This window comes from Chryseobacterium sp. MHB01 (assembly GCF_034651565.1).
Classification (GTDB): domain Bacteria; phylum Bacteroidota; class Bacteroidia; order Flavobacteriales; family Weeksellaceae; genus Chryseobacterium; species Chryseobacterium nepalense.
The window spans coordinates 407,053-432,530 of record NZ_JAYEDA010000003.1 but is presented as its reverse complement, the minus strand read 5'-3'; the positions used below and the strand labels follow the sequence as shown (position 1 = coordinate 432,530).

Below are 25,478 nucleotides of genomic sequence, written 5' to 3'. Positions count from 1 at the left end.
ATTCTGTTCCGTCTTTTAATGTAAGTGTACTCATAATATTAATTTTTTTAAGTTGTTAATTGTTTTGTCTTGTTTGTTTAGCAAATGTATGGAGGATAAAACAGGTAGAAATTAATCTAGTTTAACTTCGTACATTTTGATACAATTTTTATTAGAGGCAGCTTTTTGACAATTATCTAAAGCTGTTTGTTAATTTCTATGGCAGCTTTTCCTTGTGTAGATTATCCTGAGATTGTGAAAGGGTTTCCTCTTTTTGCCATTACAGACATAATCAGATCGGACTGCAATTCGGGATTAATTCACATTTTCCCTTACCAGTTCGAGTAAATCTTCCGCACCGCCATTGAATTTATTTCCATTAATGAAAAACGAAGGCGTGCCGTTTACGCCGCTGATAATACCGCTCTCAAAATCTGAATCTACTTTCTTTTCCAGTTCGGGTTTCTGAATATCTTCTTTGAATTGAGAAAGGTTTAAACCTATTTTTTCTGCAAGCTGAAATAAGAAATTTTCATTCAGAGATTGCTGATTTTCATAAATGACATCATGCATTTCCCAGAATTTCCCCTGAAGATCGGCGGCTTCTGCTGCAATTGCGGCGGGTCTTGCATATGGATGCATTTCCGACAACGGAAAATTCCTGAAAACAAACTTTACCTGACCTTCGAATTCTTTCATTAATTCTTTAAGAACAGGATAAGCGGCTCCACAATACGGACATTGATAATCGCCGTATTCTACAATGGTAAGGTCGGCATTGTCGTTACCTTGCGCATGGTCAGTTTTACTTACTGATGGTTTTAGTGACATAATTATTTCGTATTAAGTGTTTCTAAAGCTTCCAATATTCCGTCTGCACCAGGATTGATGGCCGTTGGTGACAGATAACTCCATTCGATGATGCCCTCTTTATTGATAACAAATAAAGCCCTTTTGCATTCTCCTTCCTCCTCATCATAAACGCCGTACTTTTTTGCGGTTTCTCCTTTTGCTTCAAAGTCGGCAAGCAAAGGAAAATGGAGGTTCCGTGATTCCGAAAAAGCCAGATGACACCATTTGCTGTCCACAGAGATTCCGAATATTTCTGCGTCGTATTTTTTGAAGAATTTCAGCATTTCGTTGTACAATGCCATCTGATCACTGCAAACCGGGCTCCAGTCTGCGGGATAAAAGGCGAGAATAACATTTTTTCCTTTAAATTCAGATAATGTTATTTTCTGGTCTGGTGTAGCAAATAATGTAAAATCTGGGGCAACAGTTCCTTTTTGTAACATAATATTTAGTTTTTTGGGTTATTGAATTGAAAATCTACAACAAGTTAGCAATAAAATGGCAGGTAAAAGCAAATGCCAGTTTACCAATATATTAATTAAGACAGGAGCTACCGCAGCGTCATATAGAAATCCCGTCCACAATAGCGGAAGATTCCGTCATCATGGGTATGGAGTTCTTTTTTTCTAACTCATATTTAAAGCTTAAATTTTCAGTATGCATCCTATTACTTTTTATGATTATTATTTACAGTTCTTAATTTCTATGGTAAAGCTACTTCCGAATCGGGTATTTTTTAGATCTTATTCGATGAACGGGCAAAATCAGTCGTTGGGCTTTATATTGGTGTAGAAAATAGTGTTGTAGATGTTGTGCATTTTGATTCATTTCGTCAGTTCTACTAGCTTTGCAAAAGCGTATTTGAGAAGTTTATGATTTGAAGATAAATTTCATTCTCGAAACATTTTTCTTCACTTTGTTACAAAAAAATACTCGAATTGACGAAGCAAATATCAAAATATTCAATACACAATTTGTAGATGAATTAAAAGTTATTTGATTACAAACAAGGTATGCTAATTCTAAAAAGGCTGATTGTATTTGCCTGTCAATGCTTTGTTTTCGATACTTTTTGCAAAGTTGGGTGTTTCTTCGTGGTTGTGCGCATCGGAAGCAGCTTGTCTGGAAGCGGCTGCACTTGCTAATTCGATGCCGTGTTCTTTCATATATTCGAACATTTCCGGCGTTGCCGTTGCGTGAATTTCGTTGGTATACAAAGTCGTGTTATCATCAATTTTTGAGGCTTTCAGCTCCCATAAAACCTGCACTTTCGTTCTTCCGTTTTTGGTAATGGAATCAGATATTGACAGCATTCTGCAGTAATCCGGTCGATAGACGGTGGCTACATAATGCTGAATCATCAAAGCGTCTCCGATTGTTTCCACATTCAGCGAAACCGGCTCGCCATCGAAAGTGGTGGAAATAGCCGCTCCTATATGTTGGGTTGAGCATCTTTGATATTCGGCATCGGGTAAGTTTAATAACCAGTCTGCAATGTTAACTTTTTCGAATGGTGCATTAATAACAGCAGTTACACTTGAGTGAGATAATGCATTTTCTGATGTTTGTAGAATTTCCATAATGTTTGGGTTTTAATTATTGTATTAATTGTTGATGTAAAGCTACTGCCAACTTAGCGGGAAATCAGCTGGTGTTCGATGAACAGGCAGAAACTGTCGTTAGATAAGATCGAAAAATTAAAAAGATAAAAAGGATGGTGTTTTTGAGAAAAAACGAAAAAAATCACTGTAAAAACAGTGATTGGTTATATTAATGTTAAATTATATTATTTAAAAAGCCATTTTCTGATCAGCTTTGTATAATTGGGCATTACAACGAAAACCATCAGGAAAACAATGGATGCAGAGATCAAAAGTCCGTCTGAATAATGATTTGCAGGGATTTTTAATAATCTTAAAAAGGGCAGGAGTAAGAGCGGAACCACTAATGATAAAGGATAAATGGCTGACCAGGTTACCAAAAACTGTTTCCATCGTACGGGAACCTTTGTTTCGTTTTCGTTCTCAAAAAGAAAATCGAGCCCGGATTTTATTTTGTAATGGTCATTTTTATGAAATAGGGGGTTGGCTTTTTCAATCAGTTTTTTTCTGTCATCGGAATCAATCCAGTTTTTGAGATTTTCAATCGTATCAAATCTGATAATCACGGTGTAAACAAAAGTTAAACCCTGGATCGGTCTGATGATCTGCCAATCAATAAAACCTTTTGCATGTCTGGTTAAAGGAACGATCTCATTGAGCCATTGCTCGTACTGTTGCTGTTTCCCATCCAGAATGTGATGCGAAATCACTACAGATGCTCCCTGATTTTCCATAACGATAGTTTTCTTTAATTAATAGTTTGTAAAAATAATTCTGCCTCGGAAACTGCTTTTAAAACAATCTCTTTTACATCTTTTAAAGTCTGTTTTGAAGCTGGGTTTTCTCCATTGGTTAATTCTAAAGTATTCAGTTTTTCCTCTAATAAAGGAAGTAATCCCATTATTGCAACACTGGATTTCAAATCATGTGCTCTGAGTTTTACGATCTTAAAATCTGTATTTTCATAAGCCGATTCCATTTCCTGTAAATGACCGGGAACTTTGTCTAAAAACTGCTTTGTGACCGTTCTTTCAAAATCTTGGTCACCATTGCTGACAGACTTCATATAATTAAGGTCAATGTATTGATAAACAGGAATGGTTTCTTGGATTTTTAATTCATTATTTTTATTTTCTTTCAATCCGAAACCTGAAATTAATTTAAATAATTCATCTTCATTAACCGGTTTGGAAATATATCCGTTCATTCCCCGGCTCAGGCATCTTTCTCTTTCTCCGGCCATTGCATGTGCGGTCATTGCGATGACTGGAAGATTCAGATTCAATTCTTCGCGGATTTTTTGTGTTGCGGTATAGCCGTCCATTTGTGGCATCTGAATGTCCATTAAAACCAGATCACAGTCGTGATTTTTAAGATATTCTACTGCTTCCAGACCGTTGTTTGCGGTGTCAAACTCTATATTCCATTGTGACAGAAGGTGCTTCATCAGACTTTGATTGATGGCGTTATCATCTACTACCAAGACTTTCAATGGTGTATTGGATCTGTCTTTAAAATATGTTGTATCATGAGAAGGAATTACAGCAATCTGTTCTTTCGCAATGGCATAAGGAATGAAAAAATGAAAAGTCGTGCCTTTTCCCTGTTCGCTTGCAACTTCAATATCTCCATTTTGTAATTGAATTAAACTTTTCACAATGGATAAACCAAGTCCGGTTCCTCCGTAATTTCTTGTTATAGAATCTTCACCCTGGTTGAATCTTTCAAAAACTTCGCTGAGTTTTTCTTTATCGATTCCGATTCCTGTATCTGAGACTTTAAAACCGACAACAACTTCGTTTTCGGTTTGATTTTTATTGTAAATCTCAATACTAATGCTGCCTTGCTGTGTAAATTTAACGGCATTTCCGATGAGGTTAACCAAAATCTGGGTTAGCCTCGTTGCATCACCATTCAGCGTATCCGGAATCGACGGATCTATTTTGCTGGAAATTGTTAATCCTTTTTCTTTTGCGCGTTCCACAAAAAAAGTTTCTACCGAATTTACCAGTCCGTTGATGCTGAATATTCCTTTGGTAATGCGCATCATTCCGGCTTCGATTTTTGATAAATCCAGAATATCGTTGATAATGGCCATCAGGTTTTCTCCTGAGCTTTGAATGGATGATACAAATTCTTTTGAAGTCTGATCCAAAGGTCTTTTCTGTAAAAGATTGGTAAAGCCCAAAATTCCGCTGAGGGGCGTTCTGATTTCGTGGCTCATATTGGCTAAAAAATTTTCTTTGGTTTGTGCAGCAACCGAAGCTTTTTTTTCTGCGATATCCAATTCCTGGATCAGCAATCTCTGACGTTTAAACTGGCGAAGAATATGAAAGCCAACGATGGATCCGCTCAAAATCAATAAAATCAATAAAGAAATATCATATAACCTTGCCTTTTGCCCCATTGTTTCGGTCTTTTTGCTGAGGTCTACCATATGAAATTTACGGCTTTCATAAATTTTTGCGGTGATTGTTGTGATTTCATTTGATATTTTTCTCGCTCTCGGGTTGGCAATGGAGGTCTGATCATCCATGTTTCCGAGTGTATGATAACGAAGCAATAATTTGTCTTTCGTGGTTTTCTTTTCCATAGCGAGAACACTCAGTCTGTGAATTAGCCTTTCCTCTTCTGCATCGGTGTTGTCTTTGGAAAGGGAGTCTAAAAAGTTTTCTATCTGGCTGATCTTTTGGTCAATTCCTTCAAGGTGAGTAGTATCATTGGTTGCAATGGAAGCCCGGATTCTGCTTTCAACGCCTAAAATATCACGGTCTATTTCACGCAAATGATTGCTGGAACGCAATTCGTTAAGAAGTTTATTGTTATTAAGGATAAGCTCCTTCGTATTCTGCGCTGAATTGATTTGAACCGCGATCAACAGGAGAGAACCTGCAATAAATGTGAGGATGATAAAATAGCTGAATCTCCTGTTGTTCATTACTGAAGATATTTTTTTCATAAATGTTTTTCCTTGTTTTTAATGCATACTTCGACTCCGCTCGGTACTCGCAACGTTTTTTTTCTTATTATTGAAAATATTTAGTTCTAAAGGTACTTCGTCAAGCTTAGCATAAACTATTCACTCAGCAAGATTTAATATTAAGTTTATCATTCTGCAGGAATCTAACCGTGGATGCCGGGATTCCTACGGAATGACAAATACTGTTTTTATTTTGACGCTACTTTTTGTACTGAATCTGCATCTTGGCTTGAGCGGAGCTCTTTTTTGTTATTGCGATGCTGAACGGTTCAACAGATTGCTGCGTGAACTTAGCTCAGGATATACTACAGGAGGATTAAAGCTGCCCGAATAAAATTTAAAAAACATTCATTCTCGTGTTGAGTGCTTTCCTGTATGCATCTGCAACCGGGATAAATTTTCCGTTAATCATAATTCCGCCGTCCTGAAGTGTATCTATCTTGCCGACTGAAACAATGTATGAACGATGAACCCTGATGAAATTATCTTTCGGAAGGCGTTCTTCCGCCGTTTTCATTTTGCCGTGGATGGCAAACATTTTTTCCCGGGTGTAGAACTTTACATAATCGCCCATCGCTTCGGCATAAAAAATGTCATCGAGCTTCAGTCGCCTTGTAATATTGGAATCCCTTACAAAAAGGAATTCATCTTTTGTGACTTCCACATTTTCTTTTCTGCTTTCCAGAATTGTCTGCGCTTTGCTTACTGCCTGTAAAAACCTTGCCGGTGTTATTGGTTTCAGAATGTAATCTGCAATATTCAGTTCAAAAGCTTCCAGTGCATATTCCTTATTGGATGTTGTGAAAATGATAATGGTACCTCTTCCCGAAAGATTCTTGGTAAGTTCAATACCTGTCATTTCCGGCATTTCGATATCGAGAAAAATCAAATCGACGTGATTAGACTGCAAGTGGTTGTAAGCCTCAATGGCATTGGAAAATTCGCTGACAATTGTGAGACTGGGAATTTGTTTTGCCAAATGTGAGAGTGTGGTTCTTGCAATGTCGTTATCATCTACGATGAGAGCTTTCATAAGGATATTTATTTATGGTTACACAAATATAATTATTCCTTTCTGTTTTCCCAATTTATCTGAAATACGAGCGGATCATCCAGGCCATTTCTTCGTGCGTTTCCATCAATCCTGTGATGAAATCACTTGTACCGTAATCTTTGAATTCTTCGGCAAAAGGAGTGATATTCCCTCTCAGAAATTCAATAATGCTTTCGTGGTCGCTTAATAGGTCTTTCATATAGCCTGAACCGTCGTTGGTTCTGTCGGTATATTCTGTAAGATGGGTTAATTCGAGATAGATTTTCATTGTTGCCGGCGCATAATGTCCTATTTTTCGCATGCGTTCTGCAACGCTGTCAATCAGCTCATCCAATTGTTTGTATTGCTCTTCGAAAAAGATATGGTTGGCATGAAAGTTATCCCCGGTAACGTTCCAGTGAGCATTTCTGGTTTTAATGTAAAGTACAGTTTCATCTGCTAATAATTTAGCCAATTGTTCTGCTACTGCTTCTGTGTTTTTTTCTGTGATTCCGATTTTTGTTTTCATAATAATAGGATTTTAAGTTGTTTGTTTTACTGATGTAAAGTTCGATCGGAATGCTGTTATTTTGAGATTATTTTCGATAAATCGGCAAAATGAGTCGTTGAATTTGATATTGAAGATTTTAAATGCCGGAAGAATCGTCATCAGCTCCCGTTGTAAATCAAGGAACTAAGACCGGAACATTTGATTCTTTGTTGAATTTCAACATTATACATACTTTCAATTAAGATGTTTGCTGAAAATTTTGAGTTCTTATTTGATTAGGCAATAATATCCTTAGTATATCATTGCCTTTTTTAATTAATTACAGTAGGAAACCCGCGGATTGGTACTGTTCCCACATTTAAACTGGTATTTAAACTGCAGGTATTTCGGCGTGGGATTATCTGTGACTTCAAGAGGATTCATTGTTTGTCCGTTATAAGAAGGCATGGTGACCTGCGCGGCAGAACCATTCCCCAAAGCAGTATTTTTTGCACTGCTGTTTCCATTGAAACTATAATCCATCATAGCATCCAAAAGACGGTACACTCCATAATAGTCCAATGCATCGAAAATTACTCTTGAACTTGGCATGGCGTGGTCTGTTACATAATTATATCCGTTAACAGTAGACGATTTAATATAAATAAAATCCTTTTCAGCATTAGGAATATTGATATTTTTAAAGATATCAATTGCCATCCTGTGATCGTTGACATCATCCTCATCATAGACCTGGGTGATCATTTTGGTATTGGAAGGAAAACTTTGTAATTGCTGTTGGGTACTTAATGGACTGTTCCAGTTAAAAGAATACCATGGAGCCATAGTGAAAAGAAAACGTCCATTTTGTCCCCATCCTTTCTCTGTAAATGCTTTGTAGGCCAGATCTATACTTGCTCCACCTCCAAAAGAGTGGCCCATAAAACCTACTTTCTGAGTGTCAATAATGTTAGGATAATCTGCAGCAGCCTTTGTGAATCCTTCCCACAGGGTCTGGTAACGATGGTCTACACTTACATCAATGGTACGGTAAGGCACAAATACTACCACGTAACCTTTCTTTGCAATGAATTTGTACAACTCTATATTATATTCTTTGTCTTCGCCACCAAACGGATGCGAAAAGAAAATGGTAGGTCTGGGAGAAGTAATCCCCTGAGGATAGAAAATTGAAACCTGTGTTCCCGGATACTCCGGATTATCAAAGTCAATTTCTGCCACTTCATAGTTTCCATCTGCACCGTATCCTGTTACAGGCTTTTGAATAGGTCCTTGAAGGCTGTTGCCAACCTTTGACTGGAGAGGTGCTGTTTCATAAGTGTCGGTTGCGCTCTGAGAGCATGCTGAGGTGGTAATAAATAAAATTATTATCCATGGATTTAATAGTTTTTTCATTTTCTTTTATTTTTAATATTTTGAATCATCTGATCTTTAATATCCTCATATTTTTTATATTGTTCCTCGCTTAAAATTTGGCTGAGCATGTTAGATTTTTCTTTCTGTAGGGCTTTCAGTTTTCTAAATTTGGAGAGCTTGCTGCTGTTACTTTGAATAATAGGCTCATTCTTCCGGGCGTACTGAAGGTTTAGCGCGGAAATCTGCTGAGTTTGTGAAGCATTTAAGTTTAATTTAGTTGTCATCCACTCCGTCTGCATTTTTGCACGCTGTTCCGGGGTACTGTCCTTTAATTTACTTTTCTGTGCCGATAAGCCTGTACATGCAAGGCATATAAAAGCTGCTATAAGAAAAATCTTCTGTTTTTTTGTCTTTAGAATCATCCTGGAAATTTTAGTTTTTAATAAAACAAATGTAGTAATAGCAATAGTGTATGGTAAAATAAAAAAGGGTGAACCGACTAAATCAGGTGGTAAAACAAATTATTGGTCCAGCCATTTTCTAAAAGTCATGGCTTTTGCCTTGCTGACGATGATCTGGTCCTGTGGTGAAGGATGAATTTTAATTAACAGCCTTCCGTTAAAAAAGTATTCCACGGCTTCTACAGCTTTTTTATTAATAATGAACTGGCGGTTAGCCCTGAAAAAAAGAGTAGGTTCAAGTTCATTTTCCAGCTGTTCCAGTGTAAATTCCATTATATATTGCCTGCCATCAGACAAATGTGCATATACAATCTCATTGGCTGTATGGAACCAATTAATCTTAGCTGCTTCCACAGGGATAAGCCTGCCGCAATAATGTATAAGGAAAGATTTTCGATAGTGCTTCGTCACATTTTGCAGTTCCTGAAACAGAGATGCTTTTTCATTCTGTCTTTTTTCCGAATCAGCAGCAATTAAGATGTGATATTTAAATATCGTGCGCGTTATTTCTTCCGTATCGAAAGGTTTTAACACGTAATCAATGCCATTGTTACGGAAGGCCTCAATAGCATAATCATGATATGCCGTAACAAAGATGACAGGCTTTTTTATGTTAACCTTTCTAAATATTTCAAACGATAATCCATCAGAAAGTCTTATGTCTGAAAATATCAGGTCATAATTATTATCATTTAAGGTAAACCACTCCGTTGCTTCTGCTATACTCTGCAAACATTTTGTGATTTGTATTTCCGGATTGATTTCTTTCAGGATGTATTCCAGATGTCTCGCGGTAGCAGGTTCATCCTCAATAATGATAATATGTATATTTCTTCTCATAATAAAGGAAGCTTTACGATGAAATATTCTGTCGTTTGATGGATCTCTATCTCTTGCTGATTTTGCAGCTTATATCTTTCATTTAAATTGGTAAGACCAATTCCGGCACCCTCTGTCTTGCTGATGGTGGGCTGGAGGTTGTTTCGGATGATAAGCCATCTGTTCTCTTCATAAATCTCTATGATTAAAGGATCTGAAAGTGTCGCTCTGTTATGTTTAACCGCATTTTCGATCAAAGGTTGCAGTGATAAATGAAGGATTTGCATTTGGATTAAATCTTTGCTGATATTGATATGAATCTGGAAGGTGTTTTCCAGCCGCATTGTTATGAGTTGGGTATAAGACTTTAAATGCTCAAGCTCCTTCTCAAGGGTTACCAGATTATTACCTGAATGAACCAATGTATATCTGAAAATTTTGGAAAGATGAAGGATATAGTTTTGGGCCAGACCAGGATTTTCCATGACTATGGCAGAAAGACTGCTCAGGGTATTGAAAAGAAAATGCGGATTAAGTTGTTCCTGAAGCAATTGAAGCTGAGTCTGAAGGTAAGCGGAATTGAGCTGCTCGTTAAGCATGTCTTTTTTTCTGCTTTCACGCATCAGAAGAATGAGACGGATTACTACGGCAATCATGATGCTGCTTAGCAAAAACCTGGCAAAATACCCTCTGATTCTTCCTCCGGGAAGATGGAAGATTCCAAAAATAAAAGAATGGACCAAGCTTCCCAAGACAATTGCTGCAACAATAACCAGGGAATTGCACAGGTAGAATTTCCAGTATTGTTTGTTTTCTCTAAAGACACTTAGAAATTTACCGTCGGAAAGATTAAGGTATAATAAAAGAAGGCAGAATAACATATTATACAAAAACTGGAAGCTATATTCCTCAATATTGAACTGCCAGTAACGGGCGATAATCCCATCACTGTTCAGTGCCATCAGTTTTGCAGAATTTACCATCAATGTGATCAAAAACGCACTGTAAATATATATTTTTCTCTCATTTTTATTCATTGGTACAAAGAAATGAAAATATTAAAATCATTGATATAATAAAATGACCGAAGCGGCAAAAGTTGATGTTGAAATAACATTGCAATAGGATGTAAATACTAATTTAAAAATCTTTTGGTTATTGTGAAAATGATAGTTTATGTAAACAATTTCAATAAACATTTTAGCCATGATTCCTTATGTACCTGAAATAAGCTTTCATTAAATATCAAACAGAAGCAAAGCCGATTGCTTAAAAACCATCAGAAGAAGGTGTAGACTAGGTTCGCGGAAATATGAATATTTTGAGTTATATTTTTCATACCTTTAAACGTTGATAATATAGATATAAATGATCCACTTTTTCTCCGCATTAGGCACTGATGCAATTTTCGATATACTGAAGCAATCCAGTGAGCCCACCGCAATCTATACCGGTGAGGATTTACGTATCCAGTTTGCGAATGATGCGATGCTTAAAATATGGAACAAAGATGAATCAATACGCGGCAAAAAGTTGGAGGAAGTGCTTCCTGAGCTGAATGGAGCGTCCTATTCAGATATCCTGCGGGACACCTGGCATTCGGGAAAAGCATTTGAGGTCCGCAACATACCGATAACAACTGAAGTTAATGGTAAAAAGATCACGCTATATTATGATTTTAAATATAAGCCGGTTGCTGATAAAGCCGGCAAGATCTATTGTATTCTGCATACGGCAAGTAATGTGACGGAAAGACAGCAGGCCTGGGAACTCCTTCGAAACCGGGAGGCTGAGCTCAACCTTGCCAATCATGACCTTTCATCCTTAAATCATGACCTCAGGTCAAGTAACGAAGAATTGACGACGGTCAATAGAGAATACATAGAAATGAACAGGAAGTTGGATCATGCCAATAAGGAAATTTATTTTTTAAGTGATCAGTTGAGAAAAGACAATTCCGATCTGTTGTCCGGCAAGACTGAAAATGAGAGCAATATCTCTGAGCTTACTTTGCATAATAAAGAGCTTAATAGTCAGAATGATCAGCTAAAACATTTAAATGATACCATTTCCTTACTCAACGAAAAACTCACGACCAGTGAAATGAGTTTTCGTGACCTTATCACACAGTCGCCTGTTGCCATGATGCTTTTAAAGGGTGAAGACTACATGGTAACGATGGTTAATGTCGCTATGCTGGAGCTTTTGGGCAAAGATGTAACCATCATCGGGAAGCCTTTATTTAACGAATTTCCCGAGCTTAGAGGACAAAAAGCTGCGGATATGTTAGAAGATACTTACAAAAACGGTGTAAGGCATTCAGATGACGCGTCCCCTGTGATGATCAAAAAGGATGGTCAGCTGGAAGAAAGGTTTTTTAATTTCAGTTACACACCCTATGTTGAAAACGGAGTTATTACCGGGGTAATTGATATGGCTATTGATGTTACCTCACATGCTGAAGCTATAATCCGTTTGGAAGAAAATATCAGAGAAAAAGCAGAACTTGAAAATAACCTAAGGGAGAGTGAACAACGATTGAGGTCGATATTGGAAACGATGGCAGAAGGTGTTGGTGTCATAGATGCATCAGGGCAGATGGTCTATGCCAATCCGATGGCTCAGCAGATTCTTGGTTTAAAGGAAACTGAGATCAAAACTCGTACTTATGATGATCCGCAATGGCAGAATCTGCGTATCGACGGAACACCTCTGCCATCTGAAGAACATCCCATGTCCATCATGATGAAGACACAGAAACCGCTCACTGATCATGAGATTGCCGTACAGCCTCCGAATGGTGATAGAATATACATTTCCATTAATGCGGCACCGATGTTTGATCAGAACGGTGTTCTTACCGGAGGGATAGGAACCTTTATGAATGTGACCGAAAGAAGGCTCATCGCACAAAGTAAAGATGATTTTATCAGCATCGCCAGTCACGAACTCAGAACACCGGTCACTGCACTGAAAGCATCATTACAGATGCTTCAAAAAAGGGGAATGAATTTGACCGAAGAAACTAAAGTAAGGCTTATAGATCAATCCGTAGTAAGCCTCAACAAGCTCACTATCCTGATGAACGATCTTCTGGATACCAGCAGGCTTGAACAAGGACATCTGAAGATCGACAAGAAACCTTTTACACTGTCAGAATTGTTCGAGGAATGTTGCGCTAATTTTGCCCAGCAGACAGAAAGAAAAATCACTTTTGAAGGGGAGCTCCACGAAAAGATTGTTGCGGACAACCAGCAGATCGGACAGGTGATGGTCAACCTTATCAATAATGCCATTAAATATGCACCGGAGTCTGATATATTTATTAAGGCGGATCTGCTGGATGCTAAAGAGATGATAATCAGTGTTAGTGATAACGGTCCCGGAATCCCGAAAGAAAAGTTATCCAGACTCTTTGAAAGATACTACCGAACGGACTATCAGGGGCAAAAATTTTCAGGACTTGGCCTGGGACTTTTTATCTGTGCCGATATCATCAAGAATCACGGTGGTTCTATCGGTGTCGAAAGCGAGGCTGGACAAGGCTCAACTTTTTGGTTTACCCTGCCAGTGTAGTATTTAAAATCTATTTTAATATAGTTATGATGAAATAATTTGGAGAGCCAGCAGGTACTGATTGACTACTGCAATGGCTGTCCAAAGGTGATCAGATTGTTATCAGGATCCAGTATCGAAAACTCTTTTTGCCCCCAGTGCTTTTGTTTCAGATGGCCAGCAGGATGGATTTCAATATTATTTTTAAGAAAGGATTCATAAGTCGCATCGATTTCTGTACATCGGATGTAGATCTGCCCATAATTTTCAGATGGTATAAGCGCTGCAAATTCAAAAAAATGGATTTCCAAACCATCTTTCTTCAACATCAGGTATCCCTGGAAATCATTTTCAGAGACTTCAAATCCCAATTTGGCGTAGAATGTTCTGGTTATTTCTTTATTGCGCATCGGCAATTTTGGAATTACTGCTGTCATCATATTTTTTTCTTCAAAATTGATGATAATATATTAAACTCACACTTGATCGAAATCAAAAAGCAATATTAGCCCGCACTCTGCTCAGCGTTTCAGGTCTTATTTTCAGATAAGAAGCGATCATGGATAGAGGGAACGTTTGTATCAGTTGTGGCTTTGTTTGCAATAGATGATTATATTTCTCAGCAGGACTCATATTTTCATTATAAAAATCCATTTTTAAATTGGGCGCATTGAGAAGTTTGTTAAATTGCAAAAACCTCTGCGAAACTGCAATAAGCGCATGGAGATCCTGAAGCTTAAGTTCACGAACTTCGGACTTTTCAAAAGCCTTTAAAGTTGCCTTTGCCGGTTGTTGCATCACCAGACTCTGAAGATTTATTGCCCATTCGCCTTCAACGTGCAGATCCGTAATAATTTCTTCTTCAACATACTCATTCCGGTAATACTGATAAAAAGAACCTTTGACAATGTAAAACAATGATGTTGAAATACTCCCGGATTCATCTAATATTTCATTCTTATCCAAATGTCTCGTATAGAGATGGTTATCCAATAAATGCATTTCAGCATCAGAGAAATTTCCGAGTTGTTTCAACATGATGAACTTTTTATTATTAGCAAATATAAGATGTGTCGGATGTATTTTAAATGTAATATATCAATAAATAGCATGGCTAAATAATAATATTGAAATTACTTTTCATCTGAGGTTTCCCGTCGAATGAGTTCACAGGGAGATTTTGACATTTTCGTAATTTTAGGATCTTTAGCAATAACTTTCTCCAAAAAATCCCGGTTCTGATCTCCCCAAATGTTCATCGCATCAATAATGGGCATTAAAGACCAGCCAATTTCGCTAAGTGAATATTCTACTTTAGGAGGTAACTGCGGATAGATTTTCTTTTCTATTATCCCGTGTTCTTCAAGTTCTTTCAGCTGTGCGCTCAGGACCCGGCGTGTTGCGTCAGGTAGTGTTCTTCCAATTTCACTTGGACGTTTTATATTCATAGAAATTGCATTAAGTATCGCAGGCTTCCATTTGCCGTTGAGTATTTCCCGGGTAAGATGCAGCCCGCAGTCAATGGTAAGAGGAATTTTTCTTTCGTACATAACAAAAATTTATACAAAAATACATCATATCAACCAATAAGTACATAGGGATAAATTTATCACCAGGGTCTTAATTTATCCATTATTGTTCTTTAGTTCGCATTACTCGAAATTTGTCAGGCATTAACATTAAATAGAAAATGGAAAATACATTATCACCTCTTTTAGAGGAATATCAATTAGGAGATCTGAAATTAAAAAACAGAGTAGTAATGGCATCACTTACCCGCGGAAGGGCGACTAATCCGGAGCTGATTCCTACACCGATAATGGCGGAATATTATGCGCAGCGGGCTTCTGCTGGACTGATTTTATCAGAAGGAACATGGGTGAATCCACAGTCTATCGGCTTTATTAATGTCCCGGGAATTTATACCCAGGAACAAGTTGAAGGATGGAAAACTGTTACGAAAGCTGTGCATGATAAAGGTGGTTTAATTTTTTCGCAACTGGGACATATTGGTGCAGGGGCACATCCTGATCTGCAGAAAAGTGAGCTTCCTGTGGGACCTTCCCCAGTGAATATACAGTCGCAGTCTTTTACGCCGGAAGGTTTTAAAGATACCGTAACGCCGCGCGAAATGACGGTCGCAGAAATCCACAGTACCATACAGGATTATAAAAAAGCTGCTCAAAATGCAAAAGAAGCTGGTTTTGATGGAGTTGAGGTACATGCTATAGCCGGTATGCTCATTCCGCAATTTCTTAGTATTGCCACCAACAGGCGTACCGACGAGTATGGAGGAAGTCTTGAAAACCGTACCCGGATAATCTTTGAGATTCTGGATGCGATTATCGAAGTCTGGGACAGCAGCCGGGTGTCCATAAAATTTTCTCCGGTAATGATAAGCCATGTGGGAATCGTACAGCCGGACGAAGAAACAATTCCGCTATTTAAATATATTTTGAAAAAACTGGATTCTTATAATTTGGCTTTTGTACATATTGTAGGGCCTGCTGAAGATTTATCAGGTACTCCCGTAGATCAGTTGCAGGAAGATTATTTCGCTCATTTTCGAAACAATTACAAAGGCAGAATCATGGCTAATCTGGGATTTTCCAAGGAAAGCGGAAATAAAATTCTAAGGGAAGGAAATGCGGATTTTGTATCTTTTGGAGAACCTTTTATTGCAAATCCGGATCTTGTTGAACGGTTTAAGCATAATGTACCGTTATCACAAAGCGACAGAGATACCTATTACACCGGAGAGGAAAATGGATATATTACCTATCCTAAAGCATTAATTACTGAATAGGAATTATAAATAATAAAGTAATACAAATGTTATTAGAGAGAAGTATTTGTAACTATTTAATTATGAATAAATCTTTTGAAGAAGGAATCATTAATTAATGATTCCTTTTCTTATAATTCGTTAGAAATAAACCTTTTTCAGAACTCTTTGAAAAATTATTGCTGAATTCCCAGAAGAAACGGGCATTTTTTCTTGCCTGCTCATTGGTGAAATGTTCATATTCAATCCTGTAAATTGAACTAAACAAACGGGAACGTCCAACCCCGTGATGACAATGAATCAGAACAGGGTAGTTTTTGGGATCATCCATTATCTTTAAAAACTTCTTCACGGTACTGTCTTGGGGAATCTGGTCTGTAGGAAGGTTAAAATAATGTACATCTGCTATCTTTCCCGCTGCGGCAGCTTCAGTATTGACCTGCTTTTTAGTTTCAGGATTAAGTTTTGTCTGTTCTGCACCGTCGCGTAAATCGATAATGGTTTTTATATGATGATCATTGATAACATCAGGCAGTTTATCTGGAGGAATAACACCGGAATTATAAACTTTATTTTCCGAGATCGTTACCAGATTGTAGCGAATTTTTTTCTGATAAAAAGCAAAAGCTAAACCAAGGAACAATACCGTAATCAATGAAATAATTGCAATTTTCATCTTTTTAGATTTAAAAATTCTGCTCATAGGCTGAAGTTGTCAAATTTTGAAATTTATGGTTGCTAAGATACTATCTTATAATTAAATATCCGGACTTTACGTCATGTAAGAAATTTTCATGATTTTTTTTGATAAGAATTAAATAATTAACGCGGAAAATGTTAGACCATGATAATTTTCACCTGATATTTCAAGGTAAAGTTAATTTGCTTGTGATGTTTTGTGTTTTTTTACTGTTTGTGGTATACTTTTAATCCCTATATAGGCTCGTCTTTTTCTCTATTTTCGTATTTTCGTGATTGAAACCAATATGGAACAATGAAGGACTCGTTATCACTAAATTTTGAACAACTCACTCACATATTTTCTTTCATCAATACTGCCACTGCGGTGCATGTTGGTGAAAATGCGAGGATTGAATTTGCAAATAAAGCTATGTTGGCCATTTGGGGCCGCGGTCCGGAAGTCATCGGGAAAAGCCTGGAAGAAGCAATGCCCGAACTCTCAGGCCAGCCCTTTATTGAAATGTTTGCAAGGGTTTGGCGTGAAGGTATAACGATTTCGGGAAATGATACTCCTGCAGATCTATTAGTTGACGGAGTGAGAAGTACCTACTACTTTGATTTTGAATACCGGGCCGTGAAAGACGAAAATGGCCGCGTAATAGCAATTTTACATACTGCTACTGATGTCACTGAACGCTATCTGAACAGACTTAAACTGGAAGAGGCCAGCCAAAATAAACAGCTGCTCATCCGTGAGCAATCTTTAAATGAACAGCTCGCGGCAGCAAATGAAGAATTAAGCGCAGTTAATGAAGAACTTGAAGCAAGCAGGGAAGAACTCTCCCGTATGAATACTGAGCTTGAACAGATGGTAGAAGATAGGGTAAAAGCTTTAGTGGAAAGTGAAGAGCGCTTCAGGTCTATGGCCGACAATACAGATATTCTGATAGCTGTACGTGATGAAACAGGGAAACTGATCTATTTTAATAAAGCATGGTCCACACTTAGCGGACGTAATGCACATCAGCTGCTGGAGATGGGTTGGTATGATCTTATTCATCCTCTGGATAAACAAAAGTTTTTAAACATTCATCAGCAGGCATTTGTACAAAGGATTTCTTACAGCGCTGAAATGAGGCTTCTGGGATCCGACGGATCTTATCACTGGCTGCTAAAAAAAGGAACACCAAGGTTTCTTTCCGATGGTAAATTTGCAGGATATATAAGTTCCTGTGTAGATATCACCCAAATGAAACTGAGTGAACAGCAGCTGCAGGATATGAATGAAGAGTTGGCTGCTTCTAATGAAGAATTTACAGCGCTTAATGAAGAGCTTGCAGCAACCAATGAAGAGCTTGCAGAATCTAATGAAGAACTGCTCCTCAGTGAAGCACGTTTTAGAAATCTTATCAGGCAGGCTCCGGTTGCTATTTGTGTAATCCGTGCAGAAGATCTTTTGGTTATTGAAGTGAATGACGGTTACCTGGAATTGGTGGGCAAATCCAGAGAACAGCTGGAAATGCGAAGTATCTGGGATGGTGTGGCGGAAGCTGCTGATGTATATGCCCCGATTATGCAACAGGTAATCGAAACCGGAACCGCATTTCATGGATTGGAACATGAACTCGTCCTGAACCGGAAAGGAGTAGATCAAATCATGTTTATCGACTTTGTTTACGAACCTGTTAAAGACTTAAAAGGAATAGTTACTTCCATTATGGTAGTAGGAAATGATGTGACGGCAAAAGTGATAGCGAGAAGACAGATTGAAGATATTGAAGAACGTAACCGTCTTGCCATTGAAGCATCGGAAATCGGAACTTACGAGTTCAGATATGCAGAACAATCAGTAATTGGCTCCAGGCGTTTTGATGAAATATTTGGTGTTACAAGCCCTGTTTCAAGAGCAGAAGTACTCACCAGTTTCCATCCTTTGGATACCCATCTCAGTGATGAGGCTCATGCTACTGCCCGAAAAACAGGAAAACTTTTTTATGAAGCCAGAATTGTCCTTGCTAATAATGTGATAAAATGGATTCGGTTACAGGGTAATGTTCATTATGATAACCAGGGTAATGCAGAAAAACTTCTGGGCACCGTAATGGATATTACGGCTTTAAAACAAATTCAGCAGCAGAAGGATGATTTTATCTCAATTGCCAGCCATGAACTTAAAACACCGCTTACCAGTCTTAAGGCTTCTTTACAGCTTCTTGAAAGAATGAAGACAAATCCTACGGCTCTGCTTCCAAGATTAATTGATCAGTCCAACAAAAGCATGGAAAAGATTTCCGAGCTGGTGGAAGAACTGCTAAATGTAACCAGAATAAATGAAGGCAAGGTGATGTTAAACAAAAAGAAATTCAACTTTGCCCATATGGTAGACGAGTGCTGTTCTCATGTGATCCATCTGGGAACTCATGAGTTATTGGTAGAAGGTGAAAAAAACCTGGAAATTGTGGCAGATGAAAACAGGATCCAGCAGGTTGTTATTAATTTCATCAATAATGCCATTAAATATGCACCTAAAAGCAGACAGATATTCCTGACCATCGAAAAGGACATTTATTCGGTGAAAGTTTCAGTAAGGGATACCGGTCCGGGCATACCTGCTGAAAAATTACCTTATCTTTTTGAACGGTATTATCGGGTAGATCCGAATGGTATACAGGCTTCCGGCCTTGGATTAGGACTCTATATCAGCGCGGATATTATTGAACGCCATGGCGGAAAGATTGGCGTTGAAAGTGAAGAAGGTATGGGAAGTACATTCTGGTTTACGCTACCGGATGAGGATCAGAATGATTAAAGCTAATTTTTCTAAATTTTATCAAAGTTAAAAATTTCATTTTTGCTGAGGTAGCCGAAGTTTGCGTAGTATGCTTACACAGACCCTCGGACAGTCATTAGCAATCAGCAGAAAAATTATTAAAGATTAAGATTAAAACAAATTAATAACAAAGGCTGTCTGATGAAGACAGCCTTTTTCGTTGGTATGTAAGCTCTATAATGCAATAAAAGTTTTTCTGATCGTTAATTTTTTTAAATAACCTCAATCCGGCTTCACATTTCCTCAATTTGGATACATCTGTTATTTTTTATGGGCGCATCTTTGCAATATAAATTTAAAATAATTGAAAATGGACAATAGAGAAGAAAGTAAAGTGGCACTGGTATCGGGTGCCAATACAGGGGTAGGTTTTCAGATCGCGAAAGCTCTTGTAAAAAACGGATACATTGTTTATGTCGGTTCACGTGATTTACAAAAAGGAAAAGCAGCGGTATCCGAATTGGGTGAAAATGCAAAAGCTATTCAGCTGGACATTACGGATTCGGAATCGATCAGAAGGGTAGTGGAAACTGTAGAGAATCAATATGGCTACTTAACGCTCCTGGTGAATAATGCGGCAATCTCACATATTGGAAAGGCAGGCCGAACGATGGAGGAAGTTCTGGGTTCACAGCGTGCCAGCATTGCACCAATTAATGAACTGAAAACTGTTTGGGACACCAATGTTTTCGGGACTCTTGCTTTAACGCAGGCTTTTTTACCGTTATTGCATAAAGCTTCAAGTGCACGTATTGTAACGGTTTCAAGTGCATTAGGCTCTCTTGGGATCAATGCCAATCCGGAAAATCCATACAGGGGAAATTTTGACGCAGTTTACGGTGCTTCCAAGACCGCACTCAACGGCATTTTTCTTTCACTGGCGATAGACCTGGAGCATACGAATATTAAAGTCCATCTGGTAAGTCCGGGATTTACGGCTACGGCGCTTAATAATTTCCAGGGAACTGATTCTGTAGAGGAAGGTTCAAAGGAACCGATCCGTGTGGCTTTAGCCGAAGATCTTCCGAACGGCAGTTTCACCGGCCCTGCCGGTTTCAGTGGTAAAGATCATGTTCTTCCCTGGTAATATTTTAATATAGTAAACCTGTGATCACTGATCATAGGTTTTTTTATACATTTATCGCATGAAAAATAAAGAGGATAAACTGGTTCGTTTTATTTCGATATCGGAAAGCCATAAGGCATTCGGGTTGCCTGCACCGCAGCATCCGCTCATCAGTCTTGTGCATTTCCATAAAGACCATCCTTTTAATACGGAAATGGCGCCGATTTACGATATTCTGAGTTTTTATAAAATAACTTTCATCACCAGAAATAAAGGAAGGCTGAAGTACGGTCGGAATTATTACGACTATAATGAAGGAAGCATGCTGTTCCTGGCACCGAATCAGCTGGTAGGAAGCACTGATTACAACAGTGAAACGTACTGTTATATTTTACTGATTCATCCTGATTTTCTGCTGGGTTATCCTTTGGCCAGGAAAATTAAGCAATATGCCTATTTTTCCTATTCATGGAATGAAGCGCTGCATCTTTCGGATTCGGAAAAAGGAATCATTCTTTCCATTTACAAGATTATGGAACAGGAGCTGAACAGCCGCGTGGATGAATTCAGTCAGGAGGTTGTCATTGCACAGCTGGAACTGCTTTTGAGCTATGTCAACAGGTTTTATAAACGCCAGTTCATTACACGAAAAGTAATGAATAATGATATTATTCAGAAGGTAGAAGTCATTCTTGATAATTATATCAATGATCAGGATACCTTACAACGGGGAATTCCTACGGTACAGTATCTTTCGGAGCAGCTCGGCATTTCGCCCGGGTATCTGAGTGATGTTTTACGTTCCGTGATCGGGAAAAGCACACAACAGTATATCCGGGAAAAACTCACCGAAAAAGCCAAGGAAAGATTAACTTCCACTGATTTGACGGTAGGAGAAATTGCGTATGAACTGGGTTTCGAGCATCCGCAGTCATTCAGCAAAATGTTCAGGGTGCAGACAGGTCTTTCTCCCGTAGAGTTTCGTAAAAATATTTCTTAGTTATTCAAAACGATTTTTAAATATTTAAAATAAGACAGGATCATTTAAATAATATACAATTACGCTAGGAATAAGGTATTTATATAATTTAAGCACTTTCTTTATTTTTCGCCTGGTGACCTGCTGTTGGGAGGCCTCCATAATTGTTTTCAGACAAATAGCTTTTGATGTACCGTATAAACTGGCATATTCTCCGGCAATAATTTCTATAATCTCCGGATTGTTAGTAAGCCTTGCGAAATTCTTTAGCCTTTTATTAAGATCAATAGAATCGTAAAAATTCATTCTGTTAAGATCAACCAGATAAATTGAATAGCGGCTATCTTCCTTACGGATCAGGAAATTATTTGGTGAATTATCAAGAAACTGAATTCCGTCGTTATGCAGACGAAACATTAGTCGTGCATATTCTTTTATAATCTTTTCGCGATCGGTAAAAGACTGATCATGAAGAACACGGTCAAGCGTCCAGACATCCTCCAGTTGTTCACTGATATAGTAGCTGGATGTCAATCCGATAAAATCATGGTTTTCTATGTAGGCAACGGGACGGGGAGTATGGTAGTTCTTGCTGATGAGCATATGAGCATACTCGAATGAACGGTGTGCTTTAGATTTACGGTAAAATTTGTAAACGTGCCTGTTGATAATATTATGTTGTTTGAAGGACTTAAAATTGAGATGCATTCCATTAACATCGAAAACCTTAATCACATTTCGGTAACCATTACCAATTAATGTTCCTTCGCTTTTAAACTTCTTCAAAGTTGATAGAATATCATCTTTATATTGAGATAAACCTTCAGCAAAAATCAATTTCATATCATATATTTTTAGTTTGTGTAATTCTATCCTACGGTTGTACGCAGTAAACGCATAATATCTTCGTTCGTCGTATGCTGCGTATTTACAGAGAAACTTTTTGGGTTATAAGGTTTGTAAAGATTTTCATCAGTTACCATAAATAAACCCACCGTTGGTGTCCCGCTTGCACTGGCAAGATGCATTACGCCATTATCTGCTGCAATAAATACTGCCGTATTGGCCATAAAACCACCCATTTCTCTGATATCCTTACTGTAAAAATGTGGTATGGAAAAGTTGAGTTTGGAAATGTTTTCAACGGGTAAAAGTTCTACAATATTATAATCGGGAAATGTTTCTTTCAGTATATTATAAAAATCGGACCACCATTGTTCGGAATAGCATTTATCGCCCGTAGCATTGGTAAACAGGCAGATCGTAGGTCTGTCATTGTTTGTGATGGAAAAAAGTTTCTTTTTCCCGGCTTCTATTTCTTCGGCATCCAGTTTAATATCAAGAAAGGGAATGTCATTCTTATTTTCCGGAACTCCCAGTTCGGATAAAAAATGTCTTAAGTCATAAATACTCTGTTTTGCAGAATGCTGATAATCATTAAATTCCTGTAAGTATTTTTCATCAAATTCGCCAAACATCTTGTATCTGGAATTGGCTGCTAAGGTGGATATCCTTCCTGAAGATGACCCAAAATTAGCATTGATAACCAAATCATATTTTTTTGTGCGCAGTGACATCCAGCCTTTCAGATATTTAAAAATATTGCTGAACGGTTTTTTCGGAAGCTGGATAATTTTGTCAATATTTGTATAATTTTTATAAATAATAGGAGTGATTTGTCCTTTTACAAAAAGATCAATTTTACTTTCGGGGAATGTATTGATTACTTCCTGTACCAGTGGGGTTAGAAGCAGCAGATTTCCAAGACGGTGATTAGGTCTTGTGATGAGAATTCTTTTTATTTTAATATCGTTTTTTTCAGATTTCTTTAAGCCGGACTTCCCAATATTTTTTGTTAGATTTCTCATTAATGACCTCCTAACCTTGTTAATTCCCTTCGGTATTTTCATGAAAAAATAGTATTTAAAATAGTGCACAATTTACTGATAAATACTAATGTATTTTCTATGTTATTCGGATTTCCGATAGTAATTATCTATAAAGGCAATAGGCATTTATTGTATTGCATGACACTGATTATAATGCTGATTATTAGATAACTCTAATTTTTGCTTTATACATTCAGTCTTTACTGTTACCAATAGTATTCATCAAATCGCTCCACGCTCCTCCGTTATACACATTTTTGAAGCCTCTTTCTTTTAAAATACTTTCGGCTTTTACACTTCTTAAGCCATGAGAACATACGGTAATGTAGGTTTTGTCGGGATCAAGTTCGATATACCGTTCTCTGATCGTACCTAAAGAAATATTCCTTGAGCCGGGGATATGTCCGGTGCTGAATTCTTTTTCTGTTCTCACATCAAGGATTACCGCCCCGTTTTTGATCAGTTGATCCAATCCGTTGTCCAAAGTCTGAAATTTATAAATCCTATAAATTATATATACCGTGAGAACAATTCCCAAAAATATAACCGCGTTTTTCATATTTTGCTTAAAATTCTTCTGTCAATATAGAATGTTCCGAAAGGAATCATGCAGGCCAAAAGCACTTTCCACGTGATTTGTTTAAATTTCCATTGCTGTTCGACACCTACACTTAATGTATTAAACAAAAACAGAAGAAATAATGAACCGTGAACAGGTCCCATTACTTTTACTATTGCCGGATTGTTGTATGCATACTTTAATGGCACAGCGATGAAAACAAGTACCAATAGCGAAATCCCTTCAAGGATGGCGATTATTCTTAATCTTCCGATCCTGGTTTTAAATAAATTGATCATATTATCGTATATAAGGTCTTTGAGCAAGAGGAGAAAACGGCCACGGAATAGCCAATAGTATAATAATCAATGCGATACTGAAATAGATAAGCATTATGGCAAACTTTTCCTGATCGGTAGATTTTCTTTTTGCAAGAGCGGAGCCAATGGTAATCAGAACAATTGAGAAAAGCATCAGTGCAATATGGATCAGTCCGAAAAAAAGGATCTCAAACGATGCTTTGGCTTCATTGAAATTTTTCCAGAAATATTTGACTGTCGGACTTTTGGAATATAATATAATTCCTAATATCAGCTGAACGTGAGCAACTGTAGCAGTCCAGTGTCTTAGGGAATCCACTGTTTTTGAGAATTCCAGATTTAAAAAATACCCTTTACAGGCTTTGAAAATTGAATATACAAGGCTTAAAAGAACCAGCCAGCGAAACAAAGAATGTAAAAAAGTCAATGTCTGATACATGTCACATTTTTAAGATGCAACAAAGATATAATAAAAAACATACTAACTGGTATGTTTTTTTAGAAAAATTATTTTAAGCTGTTAAAATAGGATTTGAGTCCGTTCAGAAATACCAGATATACCTCTTTGGAATTTTCCAGTTTGCCTAAATTTCTCACTCCCCAATATCCAGACATTACAAACACAGCAATTTCCCGGGGATCAACTTCAGTTTTTACCAGGCCATTTTTTTTGCTTCGCTCCACTGCTTCTGTGATGGCCTGTTCCCATTGTTTGGAAAGTTCATTCAAAGTTTTGGTAAATTCAATATTCCAGGGTGCCATCTCCTGGGTGAAATTTGAGGCGGGACATCCGCTTTCAACGGTCATAAAAGAATCCTCCATCAGGATATGGTAAACGAGATCGTAGATTTTTTCCAGTGCATTTTCCGAACTTTTCAGAGGTTCTATAAAGTTTGCTGAAAAATTAGGACGCAATAATTCATTCAGAATAGCCAGCCCCATTTCGTCCTTGGTCTTAAAGTGATAATAGAAAGCGCCTTTCGTCACCTTTGTCTTTGCAATAATCTCATCAATGCTTGTGGTTTGGTAGCCTTTGCTATAGATTAGGATAAAAGCGGTTTGAAGAATATGCAGTCTGGTCTCCTGTGATTTTTTCATAAAGTGTACTAACTGGTATGTTTGCAAAGTAACAAATTTATTATATTATTAGCCTTTACATTTTGCAGATACCGCCAAGTGAATGACAATTAAATCTTTGTTTTTCTTTATTAAATGAAATTCC

The 25,478-nt window shown here is 37.6% G+C and carries 26 protein-coding genes; 5 read left to right on the top strand and 21 right to left on the bottom strand.

Features of this window, described 5'->3' with window-relative positions; all coding sequences use genetic code 11:
- Positions 1 to 294 precede the first annotated feature (294 nt).
- From U9K52_RS07965 to U9K52_RS07915, 11 genes are all read right to left on the bottom strand, one after another.
- Entirely contained in the window at positions 295 to 810 is a 516-nt protein-coding gene (locus U9K52_RS07965) for a DsbA family protein (protein WP_322925890.1), read from the bottom strand.
- A 2-nt stretch (positions 811 to 812) separates the two neighbouring features.
- Positions 813 to 1,274: a redoxin domain-containing protein gene (locus U9K52_RS07960; protein ID WP_248392695.1), complete on the bottom strand. Its 462-nt coding sequence runs from the start codon at positions 1,272 to 1,274 to the stop codon at positions 813 to 815.
- Positions 1,275 to 1,853: 579 nt separating this feature from the next.
- Positions 1,854 to 2,411 carry a hypothetical protein gene (locus U9K52_RS07955; RefSeq protein WP_322925889.1) on the bottom strand — a complete coding sequence of 186 codons (558 nt, stop codon included), beginning with the start codon at positions 2,409 to 2,411 and terminating at the stop codon, positions 1,854 to 1,856.
- Positions 2,412 to 2,617: 206 nt separating this feature from the next.
- A complete protein-coding gene (locus U9K52_RS07950; protein ID WP_263603403.1) occupies positions 2,618 to 3,166 on the bottom strand; it encodes an antibiotic biosynthesis monooxygenase in 549 nt (182 codons plus the stop codon).
- Between the two features lie 14 nt (positions 3,167 to 3,180).
- Entirely contained in the window at positions 3,181 to 5,391 is a 2,211-nt protein-coding gene (locus tag U9K52_RS07945; RefSeq protein ID WP_322925888.1) for a hybrid sensor histidine kinase/response regulator, read from the bottom strand.
- Between the two features lie 358 nt (positions 5,392 to 5,749).
- A complete protein-coding gene (locus U9K52_RS07940) occupies positions 5,750 to 6,445 on the bottom strand; it encodes a LytR/AlgR family response regulator transcription factor (RefSeq protein ID WP_263603401.1) in 696 nt (231 codons plus the stop codon).
- Between the two features lie 55 nt (positions 6,446 to 6,500).
- Positions 6,501 to 6,974, bottom strand: a complete 474-nt coding sequence (locus U9K52_RS07935; RefSeq protein WP_322925887.1) for a DNA starvation/stationary phase protection protein — start codon at positions 6,972 to 6,974, stop codon at positions 6,501 to 6,503.
- 297 nt (positions 6,975 to 7,271) lie between these two features.
- On the bottom strand, positions 7,272 to 8,351 hold the full coding sequence (locus tag U9K52_RS07930; RefSeq protein ID WP_322925885.1) for a hypothetical protein: 1,080 nt from the start codon (positions 8,349 to 8,351) through the stop codon (positions 7,272 to 7,274).
- Positions 8,348 to 8,734, bottom strand: a complete 387-nt coding sequence (locus U9K52_RS07925; protein ID WP_322925884.1) for a hypothetical protein — start codon at positions 8,732 to 8,734, stop codon at positions 8,348 to 8,350. The genes U9K52_RS07930 and U9K52_RS07925 overlap by 4 nt, the downstream gene beginning before the upstream one ends.
- A gap of 99 nt (positions 8,735 to 8,833) precedes the next feature.
- Positions 8,834 to 9,613 carry a LytTR family DNA-binding domain-containing protein gene (locus U9K52_RS07920; RefSeq protein WP_322925883.1) on the bottom strand — a complete coding sequence of 260 codons (780 nt, stop codon included), beginning with the start codon at positions 9,611 to 9,613 and terminating at the stop codon, positions 8,834 to 8,836.
- On the bottom strand, positions 9,610 to 10,629 hold the full coding sequence (locus U9K52_RS07915; protein WP_322925881.1) for a sensor histidine kinase: 1,020 nt from the start codon (positions 10,627 to 10,629) through the stop codon (positions 9,610 to 9,612). The genes U9K52_RS07920 and U9K52_RS07915 overlap by 4 nt, the downstream gene beginning before the upstream one ends.
- Before the next feature lie 331 nt (positions 10,630 to 10,960).
- Between U9K52_RS07915 and U9K52_RS07910 the strand changes: the two genes are divergently transcribed.
- On the top strand, positions 10,961 to 13,168 hold the full coding sequence (locus U9K52_RS07910; protein WP_322925880.1) for an ATP-binding protein: 2,208 nt from the start codon (positions 10,961 to 10,963) through the stop codon (positions 13,166 to 13,168).
- 65 nt (positions 13,169 to 13,233) lie between these two features.
- Here U9K52_RS07910 and U9K52_RS07905 read toward each other — a convergent pair whose 3' ends face one another.
- From U9K52_RS07905 to U9K52_RS07895, 3 genes are all read right to left on the bottom strand, one after another.
- Positions 13,234 to 13,587, bottom strand: a complete 354-nt coding sequence (locus tag U9K52_RS07905) for a bleomycin resistance protein (protein WP_263603394.1) — start codon at positions 13,585 to 13,587, stop codon at positions 13,234 to 13,236.
- Positions 13,588 to 13,639: 52 nt separating this feature from the next.
- Positions 13,640 to 14,185, bottom strand: coding sequence for a Crp/Fnr family transcriptional regulator (locus U9K52_RS07900; RefSeq protein ID WP_322925879.1), 546 nt, complete (start codon positions 14,183 to 14,185; stop codon positions 13,640 to 13,642).
- A 95-nt stretch (positions 14,186 to 14,280) separates the two neighbouring features.
- Entirely contained in the window at positions 14,281 to 14,697 is a 417-nt protein-coding gene (locus U9K52_RS07895; RefSeq protein ID WP_248392720.1) for a winged helix-turn-helix transcriptional regulator, read from the bottom strand.
- Between the two features lie 140 nt (positions 14,698 to 14,837).
- Here U9K52_RS07895 and U9K52_RS07890 point away from each other — a divergent pair, with 140 nt between their 5' ends.
- Positions 14,838 to 15,953: an alkene reductase gene (locus U9K52_RS07890; RefSeq protein ID WP_322925878.1), complete on the top strand. Its 1,116-nt coding sequence runs from the start codon at positions 14,838 to 14,840 to the stop codon at positions 15,951 to 15,953.
- Positions 15,954 to 16,047: 94 nt separating this feature from the next.
- On the opposite strand, the gene U9K52_RS07885 is transcribed toward U9K52_RS07890, so the two are convergent.
- Positions 16,048 to 16,608, bottom strand: a complete 561-nt coding sequence (locus U9K52_RS07885; RefSeq protein WP_322925877.1) for a dual specificity protein phosphatase family protein — start codon at positions 16,606 to 16,608, stop codon at positions 16,048 to 16,050.
- A gap of 318 nt (positions 16,609 to 16,926) precedes the next feature.
- Between U9K52_RS07885 and U9K52_RS07880 the strand changes: the two genes are divergently transcribed.
- From U9K52_RS07880 to U9K52_RS07870, 3 genes are all read left to right on the top strand, one after another.
- Positions 16,927 to 19,422, top strand: coding sequence for a PAS domain S-box protein (locus U9K52_RS07880; RefSeq protein WP_322925875.1), 2,496 nt, complete (start codon positions 16,927 to 16,929; stop codon positions 19,420 to 19,422).
- Between the two features lie 331 nt (positions 19,423 to 19,753).
- Positions 19,754 to 20,530 (top strand): SDR family NAD(P)-dependent oxidoreductase, encoded by a 777-nt coding sequence (locus U9K52_RS07875; protein ID WP_312175443.1) that lies wholly within the window; start codon positions 19,754 to 19,756, stop codon positions 20,528 to 20,530.
- A gap of 58 nt (positions 20,531 to 20,588) precedes the next feature.
- Entirely contained in the window at positions 20,589 to 21,509 is a 921-nt protein-coding gene (locus U9K52_RS07870; RefSeq protein WP_322925874.1) for a helix-turn-helix transcriptional regulator, read from the top strand.
- A 24-nt stretch (positions 21,510 to 21,533) separates the two neighbouring features.
- Here U9K52_RS07870 and U9K52_RS07865 read toward each other — a convergent pair whose 3' ends face one another.
- The 6 genes from U9K52_RS07865 to U9K52_RS07840 all read right to left on the bottom strand — a co-directional run bounded on the left by U9K52_RS07865 (position 21,534) and on the right by U9K52_RS07840 (position 25,354).
- A complete protein-coding gene (locus tag U9K52_RS07865) occupies positions 21,534 to 22,331 on the bottom strand; it encodes a lipopolysaccharide kinase InaA family protein (protein WP_322925873.1) in 798 nt (265 codons plus the stop codon).
- Positions 22,332 to 22,357: 26 nt separating this feature from the next.
- Positions 22,358 to 23,398 carry a glycosyltransferase family 9 protein gene (locus tag U9K52_RS07860; RefSeq protein ID WP_322925872.1) on the bottom strand — a complete coding sequence of 347 codons (1,041 nt, stop codon included), beginning with the start codon at positions 23,396 to 23,398 and terminating at the stop codon, positions 22,358 to 22,360.
- A 172-nt stretch (positions 23,399 to 23,570) separates the two neighbouring features.
- Positions 23,571 to 23,936 carry a rhodanese-like domain-containing protein gene (locus U9K52_RS07855; RefSeq protein WP_322925871.1) on the bottom strand — a complete coding sequence of 122 codons (366 nt, stop codon included), beginning with the start codon at positions 23,934 to 23,936 and terminating at the stop codon, positions 23,571 to 23,573.
- Positions 23,933 to 24,235 carry a DUF3817 domain-containing protein gene (locus tag U9K52_RS07850; RefSeq protein WP_322925870.1) on the bottom strand — a complete coding sequence of 101 codons (303 nt, stop codon included), beginning with the start codon at positions 24,233 to 24,235 and terminating at the stop codon, positions 23,933 to 23,935. The genes U9K52_RS07855 and U9K52_RS07850 overlap by 4 nt, the downstream gene beginning before the upstream one ends.
- Before the next feature lies 1 nt (position 24,236).
- Positions 24,237 to 24,695 carry a hypothetical protein gene (locus U9K52_RS07845; RefSeq protein ID WP_322925869.1) on the bottom strand — a complete coding sequence of 153 codons (459 nt, stop codon included), beginning with the start codon at positions 24,693 to 24,695 and terminating at the stop codon, positions 24,237 to 24,239.
- Between the two features lie 68 nt (positions 24,696 to 24,763).
- Positions 24,764 to 25,354: a TetR/AcrR family transcriptional regulator gene (locus U9K52_RS07840; protein WP_322925868.1), complete on the bottom strand. Its 591-nt coding sequence runs from the start codon at positions 25,352 to 25,354 to the stop codon at positions 24,764 to 24,766.
- Between the last annotated feature and the right edge of the window lie 124 nt (positions 25,355 to 25,478).

Coding starts and splice junctions, on each gene's coding strand:
- U9K52_RS07925 (WP_322925884.1), bottom strand. CDS start 8,734: ATGATTCTAAAGACAAAAAAACAGAAGATTTTTCTTATAGCAGCTTTT.
- U9K52_RS07965 (WP_322925890.1), bottom strand. CDS start 810: ATGTCACTAAAACCATCAGTAAGTAAAACTGACCATGCGCAAGGTAAC.
- U9K52_RS07935 (WP_322925887.1), bottom strand. CDS start 6,974: ATGAAAACAAAAATCGGAATCACAGAAAAAAACACAGAAGCAGTAGCA.
- U9K52_RS07890 (WP_322925878.1), top strand. CDS start 14,838: ATGGAAAATACATTATCACCTCTTTTAGAGGAATATCAATTAGGAGAT.
- U9K52_RS07950 (WP_263603403.1), bottom strand. CDS start 3,166: ATGGAAAATCAGGGAGCATCTGTAGTGATTTCGCATCACATTCTGGAT.
- U9K52_RS07900 (WP_322925879.1), bottom strand. CDS start 14,185: ATGTTGAAACAACTCGGAAATTTCTCTGATGCTGAAATGCATTTATTG.
- U9K52_RS07880 (WP_322925875.1), top strand. CDS start 16,927: ATGAAGGACTCGTTATCACTAAATTTTGAACAACTCACTCACATATTT.
- U9K52_RS07945 (WP_322925888.1), bottom strand. CDS start 5,391: ATGAAAAAAATATCTTCAGTAATGAACAACAGGAGATTCAGCTATTTT.
- U9K52_RS07855 (WP_322925871.1), bottom strand. CDS start 23,936: ATGAAAAACGCGGTTATATTTTTGGGAATTGTTCTCACGGTATATATA.
- U9K52_RS07915 (WP_322925881.1), bottom strand. CDS start 10,629: ATGAATAAAAATGAGAGAAAAATATATATTTACAGTGCGTTTTTGATC.
- U9K52_RS07860 (WP_322925872.1), bottom strand. CDS start 23,398: ATGAAAATACCGAAGGGAATTAACAAGGTTAGGAGGTCATTAATGAGA.
- U9K52_RS07850 (WP_322925870.1), bottom strand. CDS start 24,235: ATGATCAATTTATTTAAAACCAGGATCGGAAGATTAAGAATAATCGCC.
- U9K52_RS07920 (WP_322925883.1), bottom strand. CDS start 9,613: ATGAGAAGAAATATACATATTATCATTATTGAGGATGAACCTGCTACC.
- U9K52_RS07870 (WP_322925874.1), top strand. CDS start 20,589: ATGAAAAATAAAGAGGATAAACTGGTTCGTTTTATTTCGATATCGGAA.
- U9K52_RS07875 (WP_312175443.1), top strand. CDS start 19,754: ATGGACAATAGAGAAGAAAGTAAAGTGGCACTGGTATCGGGTGCCAAT.
- U9K52_RS07845 (WP_322925869.1), bottom strand. CDS start 24,695: ATGTATCAGACATTGACTTTTTTACATTCTTTGTTTCGCTGGCTGGTT.
- U9K52_RS07910 (WP_322925880.1), top strand. CDS start 10,961: ATGATCCACTTTTTCTCCGCATTAGGCACTGATGCAATTTTCGATATA.
- U9K52_RS07930 (WP_322925885.1), bottom strand. CDS start 8,351: ATGAAAAAACTATTAAATCCATGGATAATAATTTTATTTATTACCACC.
- U9K52_RS07895 (WP_248392720.1), bottom strand. CDS start 14,697: ATGTACGAAAGAAAAATTCCTCTTACCATTGACTGCGGGCTGCATCTT.
- U9K52_RS07905 (WP_263603394.1), bottom strand. CDS start 13,587: ATGATGACAGCAGTAATTCCAAAATTGCCGATGCGCAATAAAGAAATA.
- U9K52_RS07940 (WP_263603401.1), bottom strand. CDS start 6,445: ATGAAAGCTCTCATCGTAGATGATAACGACATTGCAAGAACCACACTC.
- U9K52_RS07960 (WP_248392695.1), bottom strand. CDS start 1,274: ATGTTACAAAAAGGAACTGTTGCCCCAGATTTTACATTATTTGCTACA.
- U9K52_RS07885 (WP_322925877.1), bottom strand. CDS start 16,608: ATGAAAATTGCAATTATTTCATTGATTACGGTATTGTTCCTTGGTTTA.
- U9K52_RS07840 (WP_322925868.1), bottom strand. CDS start 25,354: ATGAAAAAATCACAGGAGACCAGACTGCATATTCTTCAAACCGCTTTT.
- U9K52_RS07955 (WP_322925889.1), bottom strand. CDS start 2,411: ATGGAAATTCTACAAACATCAGAAAATGCATTATCTCACTCAAGTGTA.
- U9K52_RS07865 (WP_322925873.1), bottom strand. CDS start 22,331: ATGAAATTGATTTTTGCTGAAGGTTTATCTCAATATAAAGATGATATT.